Source organism: Cellvibrio mixtus subsp. mixtus J3-8, from assembly GCF_000766945.1.
GTDB lineage: Bacteria > Pseudomonadota > Gammaproteobacteria > Pseudomonadales > Cellvibrionaceae > Cellvibrio > Cellvibrio mixtus_A.
This window is the reverse complement of the sequence record NZ_KN266210.1, coordinates 184,625-198,235: the sequence shown is the minus strand read 5'-3', so window position 1 is coordinate 198,235 and position 13,611 is coordinate 184,625. Positions and strand designations below refer to the sequence as shown.

12 protein-coding genes are annotated in these 13,611 nt (G+C 44.8%); all 12 read left to right on the top strand.

Annotation, left to right across the window (positions count from 1 at the left end):
- Nucleotides 1-122 precede the first annotated feature (122 nt).
- The 12 genes from A596_RS15815 (at nucleotide 123) to A596_RS15760 (ending at nucleotide 13,607) form a co-directional block, all read left to right on the top strand.
- Entirely contained in the window at nucleotides 123-1,643 is a 1,521-nt protein-coding gene (locus tag A596_RS15815; protein WP_039916684.1) for a fumarate hydratase, read from the top strand.
- Nucleotides 1,644-1,896: 253 nt separating this feature from the next.
- Nucleotides 1,897-3,066, top strand: coding sequence for a methyl-accepting chemotaxis protein (locus A596_RS15810; RefSeq protein WP_052417583.1), 1,170 nt, complete (start codon nucleotides 1,897-1,899; stop codon nucleotides 3,064-3,066).
- Nucleotides 3,067-3,087: 21 nt separating this feature from the next.
- Nucleotides 3,088-3,366: an STAS domain-containing protein gene (locus A596_RS15805; RefSeq protein WP_039916487.1), complete on the top strand. Its 279-nt coding sequence runs from the start codon at nucleotides 3,088-3,090 to the stop codon at nucleotides 3,364-3,366.
- Nucleotides 3,367-3,437: 71 nt separating this feature from the next.
- The gene (locus A596_RS15800) at nucleotides 3,438-3,722 is read left to right on the top strand and encodes an STAS domain-containing protein (protein ID WP_039916679.1); all 285 of its coding nucleotides are present in this window, start codon (nucleotides 3,438-3,440) and stop codon (nucleotides 3,720-3,722) included.
- Nucleotides 3,723-3,784: 62 nt separating this feature from the next.
- Nucleotides 3,785-5,500, top strand: coding sequence for a fused response regulator/phosphatase (locus A596_RS15795; protein WP_039916486.1), 1,716 nt, complete (start codon nucleotides 3,785-3,787; stop codon nucleotides 5,498-5,500).
- A 24-nt stretch (nucleotides 5,501-5,524) separates the two neighbouring features.
- Nucleotides 5,525-5,890: a response regulator gene (locus tag A596_RS15790; RefSeq protein ID WP_039916484.1), complete on the top strand. Its 366-nt coding sequence runs from the start codon at nucleotides 5,525-5,527 to the stop codon at nucleotides 5,888-5,890.
- An 83-nt stretch (nucleotides 5,891-5,973) separates the two neighbouring features.
- Nucleotides 5,974-8,040: a chemotaxis protein CheA gene (locus A596_RS15785; RefSeq protein WP_039916483.1), complete on the top strand. Its 2,067-nt coding sequence runs from the start codon at nucleotides 5,974-5,976 to the stop codon at nucleotides 8,038-8,040.
- Nucleotides 8,041-8,065: 25 nt separating this feature from the next.
- Complete coding sequence (locus tag A596_RS15780; RefSeq protein WP_039916482.1) at nucleotides 8,066-8,542, top strand: chemotaxis protein CheW; 477 nt, start codon at nucleotides 8,066-8,068, stop codon at nucleotides 8,540-8,542.
- Between the two features lie 64 nt (nucleotides 8,543-8,606).
- Nucleotides 8,607-10,979 (top strand): methyl-accepting chemotaxis protein, encoded by a 2,373-nt coding sequence (locus tag A596_RS15775; RefSeq protein ID WP_084128450.1) that lies wholly within the window; start codon nucleotides 8,607-8,609, stop codon nucleotides 10,977-10,979.
- A 71-nt stretch (nucleotides 10,980-11,050) separates the two neighbouring features.
- Entirely contained in the window at nucleotides 11,051-11,908 is an 858-nt protein-coding gene (locus A596_RS15770; RefSeq protein ID WP_235425752.1) for a CheR family methyltransferase, read from the top strand.
- Nucleotides 11,895-12,506: a chemoreceptor glutamine deamidase CheD gene (gene cheD, locus A596_RS15765; RefSeq protein ID WP_039916479.1), complete on the top strand. Its 612-nt coding sequence runs from the start codon at nucleotides 11,895-11,897 to the stop codon at nucleotides 12,504-12,506. The genes A596_RS15770 and cheD overlap by 14 nt, the downstream gene beginning before the upstream one ends.
- 33 nt (nucleotides 12,507-12,539) lie before the next feature.
- On the top strand, nucleotides 12,540-13,607 hold the full coding sequence (locus A596_RS15760) for a protein-glutamate methylesterase/protein-glutamine glutaminase (protein ID WP_039916477.1): 1,068 nt from the start codon (nucleotides 12,540-12,542) through the stop codon (nucleotides 13,605-13,607).
- Nucleotides 13,608-13,611 lie beyond the last annotated feature (4 nt).

The window sequence follows — 13,611 nt, the reverse complement described above, 5'->3', positions numbered from 1 at the left end:
AAATACGCTCGCCACACGGCGGGCGTTTTACTTCTACAGCATCTGTTTTCACCGCAAATATTTTTGAAAGTGTGTAGTACTTTTAGTGAGTTGTACTTTCTTCAGCAAGACGAGAAATGATTATGCCAACCGTGATTCGCCAACAAGATCTTATCGACAGCGTCGCCGATGCGCTGCAATTTATTTCCTACTATCACCCTGTTGATTTCATCCAGGCCATCCACAAAGCATACGCGCGGGAGCAAAACAAAGCCGCAAAAGATGCGATGGCGCAAATCCTGATTAATTCACGTATGTGTGCCATGGGCCATCGCCCGATTTGCCAGGACACCGGTATCGTAACGGTATTTGTAACCGTGGGTATGGACGTACAGTGGGATGCGCAAATGAGCCTCACCGATATGGTCAACGAAGGTGTGCGTCGCGCTTACAATCATCCAGATAACGTATTGCGCGCATCTATTTTGTCTGACCCGGATGGCGCGCGTAAAAATACCGGCGATAACACGCCGGCAGTTATTCACTACAACATTGTTCCCGGTAATACCGTTGATGTTCATGTTGCGGCGAAAGGTGGTGGCTCTGAGGCCAAAACCAAATTTGCGATGCTGAACCCATCAGATTCTGTTGTTGATTGGGTGTTGAAAGTCGTTCCTGAAATGGGCGCAGGTTGGTGTCCGCCGGGAATGCTGGGAATTGGTATCGGTGGTACTGCTGAAAAAGCCATGTTACTCGCCAAAGAGGCCTTGCTTGATCCGGTTGATATTCAAGAGTTGCAAGAGCGCGGTGCAAGCAATCGCTACGAAGAGTTGCGTATCGAATTATTCGATAAAGTAAACCGTTTGGGAATTGGTGCGCAGGGGCTCGGCGGTTTAACGACAGTGGTGGATGTCAAAATCAAAGACTACCCAACCCACGCCGCTAATAAAGCCATCGCCATCATTCCTAACTGTGCTGCAACGCGTCACGCGCATTTTGTATTGGATGGTTCAGGTCCATCATTCCAGACTCCACCAGCGTTGGAAGATTATCCGGAAATCAGTTGGGATGTTGGCAGCAGTGTGCGCCGTGTGAATATGGACACCGTCACTCCGGAAGATGTACTGGAGTGGAAAACCGGCGAAACCATTTTGCTCTCTGGCAAGATGCTGACAGGCCGCGATGCGGCGCATAAGAAAATGACTGACCTGCTCGCTAAAGGGGAATCACTGCCGGTGGATTTGAAAGGCCGCTTCATTTATTACGTGGGTCCGGTTGACCCCGTGCGCGATGAAGTTGTTGGTCCTGCAGGTCCGACCACTGCAACGCGGATGGATAAATTCACACGCACTATGTTAGAGCAAACCGGTTTGCTTGGCATGATTGGTAAATCTGAGCGCGGTCCAACAGCAATTGATGCAATTCGCGATAACAAATCGGTATATCTGATGGCCGTCGGTGGCGCAGCCTATCTGGTAGCCCAAGCGATTAAGTCATCAAAAGTTCTTGGTTTCCCGGAATTGGGGATGGAAGCTATTTACGAGTTTGATGTGAAAGATATGCCTGTCACTGTCGCGGTAGATTCACGCGGTGAATCGGTCCATACCATCGGACCTAAAATCTGGAAGGCAAAAATAGAAGAGGGTGTTGTTGAAGTTAAATAGCTCTGTACTAACTTCACCTTTAAAAAGCGGCAGCTAATAACTGCCGCTTTTTTTATGCAGAAAAAATTACATTTATAAATTGAGAGAATAAAAAATAAATTGCTATATGTAATTAATCACCACACCGTTTTAAAAGTTATGTTGCTATTTTTGACGACATAAATTTTTATCAAAATCATCGCAAACACAGCATTAGAAAATAAACCTGCTACTTTTAAATCATTCCTCTGTAAGAGCCATTTAGGTCGGTGAGGTGGTTATTGCATTATTTGCGATGGAGTCGGATGCGCGTATGCAGGTAAAACGGGTGACATTTTTTTTAGCGGCTGGAATAAGTGGCTGCCTTGTTTCCTACTTTGTATATCCCATTGCCGGGCCTGTGGTTGCATGCATTATTTTGGCGTTAGATAAATGGCATTCGCCAGAAGCGATAACAACGATTGCTAATCACCGGGATGAAAACATCACGTCAACCCAAACGCTGCAAGATGCGAGCATTCTTTTCGGTCAGATATTGCAGGAAAGTAAAGAAAATTTGCAGGCGCAAATTGGCATTCAAACCGATGCGGTTAATACCCTGAGTAATGCTTTTAACCAGATCAAGGAATTACTTGAAGCGCAACAGCGCGATGTAAAACGCTTGTTATATGAAGCCGGCGATGATCAGAGCCTGGATACCATTTCTGCACGTATGAGTTCATTTGCAGAAAATACGTATAACTTACTCAATCGATTTGTCGATACCACCGTCAACATGAGTACATCGTCCATGGAACTGGTGGAAAAAGTTGATGCTATTGCCGATCAAATGCCGCGAGTATTAAAAGCATTGAAAGATATAGATCAAATTGCATCACAAACTAACCTGCTGGCATTGAATGCAGCGATTGAAGCTGCGCGTGCTGGCGAAAGTGGCCGTGGTTTTGCGGTGGTTGCCGATGAAGTGCGGGCATTATCAACACGTTCTGCCGGCTTTAGCCTGGATATACAAAAACAATTAAGCGCAATTGCAGCTGCAATTGACGATTTAACCAAAACTGTTGGCGATGTTGCCTCACAAGATATGACGTATGTTTTGCAAGCCAAAGGTGAAATGCAAAAAGTCAGTGACAGCATGATTCATAAAGCTGACAAGGACCAGGCAATAACAGAATCAATGGAACAGCAAGTTGTACAGTTGGTTGATGCATTGCATACCGCTATGCGTGCAATGCAATTTGAAGATATGTCTACCCAAAATATGCGTTACATGATTCAACGCCTGGATGAATTGATTCCAGTCAGCCGTTTGTTGGCAGATACATCGCATGGCTTTTCGCAATTGGAGATTGCCCTGGGGCAATATAAAGAAAATGAGAGGCACATTAAACACAATCCTGTGTCTGCAACTTCTGTTGAGAGTGGAAGTGTTGATCTTTTTTGATAATGGTTATAGGAGCACCCTATGAGCAACTCTGCAGTCATAAGAATGCCGAAGCGGTTTGACTATTCATCCAGTGCCGATTTTAACAGCGCAATTGCAAGTGCGCTGGAGCACCCGGGAATAATTACCCTGGACTGTATCGAGCTGGAATATGTAGACAGTGCCGGTATTGGTTTATTAGTTATGTCACAAAAAAAAGCGCAGTCACGGAATTCAAAACTCGTCATGATCAATCTTAAAGCTGCACCTAAAGAAATCCTTAATTTGGCTAACTTGCAGAAAATTATCGACATTCGTTAATGCATGAACATAAATTGGTTGAACATTATTTGACTGGATACTAGCTGGTTGAAATGTGGGTGGAATCGGTTATGGCAACAACAGCAACCGTCATATTACCTGGTCGTTTTGATTATGGTTATCACAATGATTTTCAGCATCAGTGTGCGGAGCACATTGAAAACCCAGCAATCAGCGGCCTGATTTTTGATTTCAGTCGGGTCGAATATGTAGACAGTTCTGCATTGGGTATGATGCTGATGTGGCAGCGAAGAGCTGCTTCCGCCAGCAAAAAAATGTATATCAAAGGTGCAAAAGGCGCTACAGCCCAGATATTGGAAATGGCCCATATGCAGCGAATATTTGAATATATTTAACTCTTTGTTCATCAGGTTTTTACTTCCATTTAATTCCTGGTTTAACTACAGCAGCGGCGTATATGGTAATTGAAGCGGCTCAAGCAGATTTCTCCAACAGCATTTTTGTTGTGGATGATGATCTATTTCTTAACGAATTATTTTGCCAGTTTTTGCAGGGAAAAGGTTTTACTACCCACAGCGCCGGCAGTCTTGTCGAGGCTATTTTAATTATTGAAAAAGGTATAGCCACAGATCTTATTTTGTTGGACTACAACCTGGGGGATGGCACCGGCCTGGATTTTTTAGCGCGCTTGCAACAGGTTTCCGGCAACAATATTCCTCCGGTTATTATGGTCAGTACGAACGAAGACCCTTTATTTCTGGAAAATTGTTTTGCGGCTGGTGTTGCAGATTATGTTATTAAACCGGTCAATCTTTCATTGCTGGCATTGAAAGTGGCTGCACTAATCCGGTCAATAACATTGCAGCGTTTGATTAGCCTGCAAAATATTGAACTGGAGCGATTCAAAAAAAATGCTGAACGCGAGGAGGCGGTTGCTAAATTTACGTATGAATATTTGCTGCGTCATAACAGCCAGGTTATTGACGGCGTCAGCATATGGTTAAAACCGTCAACGTCGTTTAGTGGTGATATTGCTATAGCAAAAATTTCACCTGGTGGCGACCTGTACTTTTTATTGGCCGATGCAACAGGGCATGGATTGTCCGCGGCGATTACTGTTATGCCGGTAGTTTCTATTTTTAACACCATGGTAGCAAAAGGATTTGATTTGCAACCCATTGTTATTGAAATGAATCGCAAGCTGGTGCGCGACACCCCTCATGACCGTTTTGTCGCCGCCGTAGTGATACAAATTCAGCATGTTCGCAATGAGATTCATATATGGAATGGCGGCATGCCAACTGCTTACTGGATCTGGAATGGAGAAATAACCCGGCAATTTAAATCGCGGCATATGGCATTGGGTATTTTGGAGGATGATCGCTTCGATGCAAATGTAGAAAGCTGGCGCCCTACTAACAATGGTATGTTGTTCATTTGCAGTGATGGCCTACTGGAAGAAACTAACAAGCAGGGCGAATGTTTTTCCAATGAGCGGCTGCTCGAAATAATCCATTCAGATCCTGAGGATTTGCAACGTTCGGTTGTTGATGCTTTGGCGGAGCATTCCGGAAATTCATCTTATATTGATGATGTTTCTATTTGCATATTAACGCCAGCGCAGATTCCGCGGAGCAGGAATATTGCCGCTGATGAAAAATCGTTCCATGGATATATTGAAGAAGAACTATCCGATTTTTTTTGGCACATCCGCATCAGCGGAAAAAAATTATCCAATTGCGAGTTGCCACCTTTATGTAACAAATTTTTGCAACATATTGGTATTGAACAAAATTTTTGCCAGATTATTTTTTTAATTGTTAGTGAAATGATCAGCAATGCATTGGATCACGGAATTTTACGCCTGGATTCAAATTTAAAAGAGGAACCGGAGGGGTTCACACGCTATTTCCAGGAGCGTGAAGCGCGATTGGCTCGCTTAACCAGTGTCGATGCTATTGATCTGAAGTTGCGGTGGGAGCCATCCCCTTCCGGTGCACAACTGGTTGTCAGCGTGGAAGACACCGGTGAAGGTTATGGTTATTCCGGTGTGTGGGCACAACGTGATGACCTTCTTTCCGGGCGCGGCTTACGCATGATTAAAAGCTTGTCCAAACAGGTAAAAATTTTTCCACCGGGAAATCGTATTGAAGCGGTTATTAGTACCAGTTGATACAAAACGTTTAGGAAAATTGTTATGAGCAAACAAGTATTAATTGTGGATGATTCGGTATCGGTGCGGCAAATGGTAGAAGCCACATTGAAATCAGCAGGCTATATCGTTACGGCGGCAAAAGATGGGCTGGAAGCCTTGAATATTTGTAAAGCCCGGAGTTTTGATTTTATTTTGACGGATCAAAATATGCCAAATATGGATGGGCTTACCTTCATTAAATCGACACGTGAGTTGCCAGCACATTTGCGCACACCGATTGTAGTATTGACTACAGAAGCCAGCGATGCGATGAAGGCGCAAGGTCGTGCAGCAGGCGCAACCGGTTGGATGGTAAAACCGTTCGATCCGGCGAAGTTGTTGGAAATTGCCAAAAAAGTTATGGGTTAATCAATTCCAGCGTGGCAGCCCTAAATAACCGCGAAACATAATTGGTAATCGGGTGATACTCCGAAATTTCGAAGGACGTGAATATGTCTATCGACATGCAACAATTCCATGCTGTCTTCTTTGAGGAAAGCCAGGAGCACCTTGAAGAAATGGAGCAGCTATTGCTGGCTCTGGACATCGAGGCTCCAGACTCGGAAATGCTTAATAGTATTTTTCGCGCTGCCCATTCCATTAAAGGTGGAAGCGGAATTTTTGGTTTTGACGCCTTGGGCAGTGTCACCCATATTATGGAAAATCTGCTCGATAAAATTCGCAAGGGACAAATGGCAATTTCTTCCAGTATGGTTGATTTGTTTTTGCGCTCTGTTGATCAATTGAAAGATATTTTGCATTCCTACCGTACGAACGAATCTATTGATTGGGCGAGTGTGCACCAGCTTACCCAACAATTGGAATTAGTCACATCCGGAAAAAACCAGCAGGAAGCGGATTTGGAAAAAAAACAAGGTTACGGATTTTTCCCAAAAACTGAATCACTCCCTGAAGATGCCTATGGCTTTTTTGATAAGCCGGCGGCCGATGACAGTTTTGGTTTTTTTGACGATACCGTTGAGGCAGATGGTTTCGGATTTTTTGGTGATTTACCTGCAGCGGTCGGGCAGCCAGCACAATCTGCCACTGAATCTGCGCGGGCAGCAAGTGCTGCCGTTTTTGGTTTTTTTGAAGAGTTACTTGAGCCGGGTAATACCAAAAACGCTTCAGAAAATAATCCTGGCGCAGGTATTCCCGCGTTTTCTCCACACAATATTGTTGAAATAAAAAATCTACCGGACCCACCTGTAACAATACCAACTGCTTCGCCAGTAGCGGTGGATTCATTTGAAAAAACAGTATCTGAAAAAAAAGATCCTGAGCAAAAACAACCGATACCCAAACAAAAGCCTGCTGATCATGTCAGTGTGGAAAGTTCTTCCATTCGTGTCGATGTTGCCAAGGTTGACCAATTAATTAATCTGGTTGGTGAAATTGTTATCACCCAATCAATGATGAGTTTGTTAGGGAAAAGCCTGGAAGGCGCGTTGGCCGAAAAATTCCAGGCCGTTGCCAATGAACTGGAACGTAATACCCGTGAAATCCAGGAAGCGGTGATGTCCATTCGCATGTTGCCTGTGTCATTTGTATTTAATCGCTTTCCGCGTGTGGTTCGCGATCTTTCCACCAAGCTTGGAAAGCAAATTGAATTGCTAATTGAAGGTGGCGAAACAGAGTTGGACAAAGGCCTTACGGAAAAGTTGGTAGATCCACTGACACATTTGGTTCGCAACAGCATTGACCACGGTATTGAATCAGCAGATGTAAGGCGCGCGCGTGGAAAAAATGCAACGGGCAAAGTGGTGCTTCGCGCTGCGCAACAAGGTGGCAATATTGTTATTAGCATCAGGGATGATGGCGGCGGCTTAAATCGCGAACGCATCCTCGCTAAAGCACGCGAAAATAATATTCCTATCGGCGAAAATCCACGCGATGAAGATGTATGGCAATTAATTTTTGCCCCCGGCTTTTCCACAGCGGCTGAGGTTACTGATGTCTCCGGTCGCGGTGTCGGTATGGATGTAGTGAAGCGCAATGTGCAAAGTTTAGGCGGGCGGATTGATATTGAATCGCGCGCCGGGCAGGGCGCAATTTTTACGATCCATTTGCCTCTTACCCTCGCGATTGTGGACGGCATGGGTGTTGCTGTCGGTGATCAAACATTTATTGTACCGCTCGTTCACATTGTTGAATCCATGCAGCCTGCCGCGAAAGACATAAAAACGCTGGCTGGCGAAGACCAGTTGCTTCATGTGCGTAACGAATACTGGCCCATCTTATCGCTTCATAAAGTCATGCAATTGGAACCGCAGTTTACCGATACCAGTAAAGGCATTGTCGTTCTTATCGAAACCACTAAATATCGCTTTGCATTATTTGTGGATGCACTCGTTGGACAACAACAAGTAGTAATAAAAAGTCTTGAAAAGCATTACAAGCGCGTGCAAGGGGTCGCAGGTGCAACCATTATGGGGGATGGCAGCGTCGCACTCATTCTGGATGTCGAATCCCTGGCATTAAGCGTTAATCAGACTGCGCACCTGGCCATAGCAGTTTAACAACGAGCAGAGTAATGAGGGGTTTATGGACGCATCATCAACAACCGATATTTCCAAGGAATACCTGACATTTACGTTAGGTGATGAACATTACGCCATTGACATTTTAATGGTTAAGGAAATTCGCGGCTATGAATCTGTGACGAAAATTGCTAACGCCCCGCCTTTTATAAAAGGCGTGATTAATTTGCGTGGAGATATAGTGCCGATTATCGACTTGCGTATTAAGTTCAATGTGGGTGCCGCTTCCTATGATGAATTTACTATCGTCATAGTACTCCATATCCATAATCGCATTGTAGGTATCGTTGTTGATGGAGTAAGCGATGTCGTCAGTTTGAGCCGGGATCAACTGCGGCCTCCGCCAGATTTCGGTGTTGCGTTCGATAGTCGTTATCTCTTGGGCTTAGCCACGATTAATGAGCAAATGATTATTTTGGTAGATATTAACGAACTAATTTCAAGCGAGGAAATGGGGCTGTTTGCCTTTGATGAGAAGTAAATGACTCAATTGAAATTGTGAAGGATTTTTAAATTTTTTTGCAGGGTTATGTGGAGCATTAAACATGATACTTAATAACATAAAAGTAAAAACAAAACTAATTACCAGTTTTGTTGTTGTAGCTCTGGTCAGTGCTGTTGTGGGTATTTTTGGCATCTCCAACATGTCAAAGATAAGCGCGGCAACTGAACTAATGTTTGAAAAGGAAGTGTTGGGTGTTTCATATATCAAAGATGCCAATCTCAATTTATTGGAAGTGGCCCGGGATTGGCGTTCTGCCCTTTTAGCAAAAGATGCGACTGAACGACTCCAGAAGATTGAGGATTCCAAAACCTGGATGAAAAAATTTGAAGAAAATCTGGATAAAGCAAAACCGCTTTTTTATACACAAAGTGGTAAAGACACTTTTGATAATCTGGAAGAAGCGAAGAGTAAATGGAAATCTTCCATGCAAGTAATTTATCGCCTTATTCCCAATGAAAATGCCGCCGCGTTAAGCCCTGAATTCGACAAGGTCGCGGTGGATGCGCGCGAACAATTAAAGGATGTAAATACCTATTTGGGAGAGCTAGGCACAGCAAAAGTAAAAAATGCACAGAAAGCCTCCGAAGATATATCGGCCCTTTATCAGTTCAGCCGCTCTATGATGATCGGGGTGATAATTTTTGGAGTTATATTGGGCGCTAGCATTGGCTACTTTATATCGCGGCTGATTACTCGTCCCTTGGCTGATGCTGTGGTAGTTGCTAAAAAATTATCGGTTGCAGACGTCAGTGGCGAAATTGACATTCCCGGTTCGGATGAATTGGGAGTACTGCTGTCCTCAATGCAAACAATGAAAGAATCCATTAAGGAAGGTTTCATCGCGGCTGAGGCGAATTCTCGAGTAAAACAAGCGCTGGATGCCACATCTTCTAATGTTATGGTGGCCGATGTTAATCGTAACATCGTTTATATGAATCCGGCAGTTATGAATATGCTGCGGGTTGCTGAGGCAGATATTCGTGCGGTATTACCGCATTTCGCGGTTGATAAAATATTAGGTAGCAACATGGATATTTTTCATAAAAATCCGGCTCACCAAATGAAGTTATTAGAAAACCTTAGTACATCCTATGCATCAAATATTGTGGTCGGTAAACGGCATTTCCGACTGGTAGCTAATCCCATTTTTTTCACCGATGGTACTCGGTTGGGGTCTGTTGTGGAGTGGCAGGACCGCACACAGGAAATAGCTGTAGAATCCGAAGTAAGTGATGTTGTGCAAGCCGCCGCTGCGGGGAATTTTACAGCGCGAATTCCACTGGACGGAAAAGCCGGATTCTTTTTAACGTTAGCGGAAGGTTTGAATTCCCTAATGCAAACAGCAGAAATCGGTTTGGGTGAAGTCAATCGTGTCTTGGGGGCTATTGCGAAAGGAGATCTCACCGAAAAAATTACCACAGATTACTCTGGCACGTTTGGTGAATTGAAAGACTATTGCAATAGCACGACGAATAGCCTTAGCGAGATCATTGGAGAAATACGCGGAGCAGCAGAAACAATTTACACCGCTTCCAGTGAAATTGCCCAGGGGAACGCTGATTTATCGAGCCGGACCGAACAGCAAGCGGCAAATTTGGAAGAGACCGCTTCCAGCATGGAGGAGTTAACATCCACTGTTAAATTAAATGCAGACAATGCAAAACAGGCCAATGTATTGGCCGAGCAAGCTTGTACTGTAGCAATAGATGGCGGTACCTTGATTGAAGATGTGGTTACGACGATGAGTTCGATCAATGACTCCTCACAAAAAATTGCAGATATTATTGGCGTCATTGATGGCATCGCTTTCCAGACCAATATTCTGGCACTGAATGCGGCTGTAGAGGCCGCTCGAGCCGGGGACCAGGGGCGTGGGTTTGCGGTCGTCGCCTCTGAGGTAAGAACGCTGGCGCAACGCTCGGCGAATGCAGCAAAAGATATCAAAGGTTTGATTTCTGACTCTGTTAAGAAAATTGAAAATGGAAATGTTTTGGTTAGCAAATCAGGCGATACCATGAAAGATATCGTTACGGCTATTAAACGCGTGAACGATATCATGTCTGAAATTGCGGCCGCTTCTGTAGAGCAATCATCCGGTATTGAAGAAGTATCCACTGCTGTATCGCAAATGGATGAAATGACCCAACAAAATGCGGCGCTGGTTGAACAGGCCGCCGCCGCCGCTGAAAGTTTGCAGTCACAAGCAGATCAATTGAATCGTAGTGTGTCGAGGTTCCGCCTTGGAGATAACCATGATCTCCCTGTGCCTTCAATTCGTACCAGCCCCCCCAGGGCGATAACAAAATCGCCAATTAAGCCAGCGGCAAAAACAGATGCCGCTAAAGCTTCAGTTGCGAATAAAAAACTCATTCCACCTGCGTCTTCCGCAGAAGATGAGTGGGAGCAGTTTTAAGATATTTTTATGAGTAACGGTGGCACTTTGCTGTCATCTTTATGAAATTAATTTCAGCGGGAATGATAAGCGTGAGTACGCATTCGGGGCGCGAATTTGAGTATGCAGACGCTGATTTCAATCGGGTGAAAGCAGTAATTCATCGCAAAGCTGGTATTCATTTGGCAGATAGCAAAAAGCAATTGGTTTATAGCCGTCTGGCACGACGGCTACGTTTTCTGAATTTGCATTCTTTCAGGGCCTATCTGGATTACCTCGAACACACGCCAGATGAATTGCAAGAATTTATAAATGCATTAACAACTAATCTCACGGCATTTTTTCGGGAAGAGCACCATTTTCAAATACTTTCGGATTTCCTTCAAAAGTCCGGAAAGAATAAATTATGCCGGATTTGGTGTGCGGCTTCCAGCACGGGGGAGGAGCCTTATTCAATTGCTATGACAGCTATACATGCTTACGCTAGTTACACACCTCCGGTTGAGATTATTGCTTCCGATATTGATAGCCAGGTTTTGCATACTGCTGCTGCGGGTGTGTACACGATGGAACGGCTCGAATCGCTGAGCATCGAACAAAAGAAACAGTTCTTTCTGCGCGGAAAAGGCGCTAATTCAGGTAGGGCTAAAGTCATCCAGGAACTGCGCTCGCTAATTGATTTTCGTCAGATTAATTTGTTGGATAAAGATTGGCCACTGGATGGAAAATTTGATCTTATTTTTTGTCGAAATGTGATGATTTATTTTGATAAGCCGACCCAAATTAAAATATTGGAGCGTATGGTTCAATTACTCGCCCCGAATGGGTTGTATATCGCGGGTCATTCTGAAAGTTTCTCCCATGCAAACCACTTGGTATCTCTCGTAGGAAAAACAACTTATCGACGGACAAGCTCCAGAGCTACAGAGATAGCCAATGAATTACGATAATAATGTTTATCTCGCCCCTAATATCTATTTTGATCGTCATTTCGGGCGGCAAGCGGTAAAGATTTTGCCAGGTGAATATTATGTTACCGCTGGCGACAAATTAATTGTCACTGTGCTCGGTTCATGTGTCGCAGTTTGCTTGCGAGATAAGCACACCGGTACGGGGGGCATGAATCATTTTTTACTACCCAGTGATAATCCCAATAATTCAGATTTACCTGGCGAATCCGCGCGTTATGGTGTTCATGCAATGGAACTGCTGATCAACCATTTATTAAAAATGGGCGCGAACCGTTCGCGGATGGAGGCTAAAGTATTCGGTGGTGGCAATGTCCTGCGCGGAATGATAATGAACAATGTTGGGCAGCGTAACGCGGAATTTGTGCTGGATTATTTGCAGATTGAGCAAATTCCCGTTACAGCAAAGGATTTGCTTGGTGAGTTCCCGCGTAAAGTTTATTTCTTTCCCGACACCGGGCAAGTATTGGTAAAGAAAATCAAAATCCTGCACAACAGTACAATTACAGATCGCGAAAGCGAATACCGTATGCGGGTCAAGTTCACTCCCAAAAGTGGTGACGTGGAGTTGTTTGATTAACTTTTTGCATCTGAAATTTCCAGGGATTTGAATATGGCGATTAAAGTATTGGTTGTCGATGATTCTGCGTTGGTGCGTAGTTTGTTGGCAGAAATTATCCATGATGCACCGGATATGACATTAGTCGGTGCAGCGCCCGATGCGTATGTGGCCCGCGATATGGTGAATCAATTTACACCCGATGTCATTACGCTGGATATAGAAATGCCGCGTATGGATGGCCTGGCGTTTTTGGAAAAATTAATGGGCGCCCGCCCGACTCCCGTAGTAATGATTTCTACCCTGACTGAAGAGGGGGCCGATGCAACCTTGCGTGCGTTGGAATTGGGGGCGCTGGATTTTATTCCCAAACCCAAACTCGGGGTAACCAGTGGCATTCGTGAATATGCAGAGTTAATAGTTGAAAAAATTCGCGCCGCAGCGGGTGTCAAGGTAAAGCCACTGGTAAAAAAAAATCGTCCGGAATTGGGCAGTGAACAAAAATTACCGGCGTCCGCAAGTTTGCAAAGTACCGAGAAAATTATTGCGATTGGTGCATCTACCGGTGGCACTGAAGCCATTAAGGATTTATTGGTGCAGTTGCCTGCGGCAGTTCCCGGTATAGTAATGACCCAACATATGCCGCCAGGATTTACGCGTACGTTCGCTGAACGTTTAAATAAAACCACACGCTTGCACGTAGTGGAAGCCAAAGGCGGTGAGCGTATTTTGCCGGGGCATGCTTTTTTGGCTCCGGGTGGCCATCATTTGGTGGTAGTGCGTTCCGGTGCGGATTATCGTGTAAAACTTTCCGATGCTGAACCTGTACATCGCCACCGGCCTGCCGTGGATATCATGATGGAATCGGTAGCGCAGATCGGTGGTAAGAATGTGGTGGGCGTATTGCTCACCGGGATGGGAAAAGATGGCGCCAGGGGAATGCTGGCTATTCGCAATCGGGGCGGTTATACGCTGGCACAAGATGAGGCCAGTTGTGTGGTGTACGGCATGCCTAAAGAAGCGGTGGCATTGGGTGGTGTCGATCAGATTGTTGCGTTGGATAAAATGGGGCAAGTGCTGCTGGAGAAAATAAAAGCATTGGGCAGTGGCAATCGTTTGTAACCGG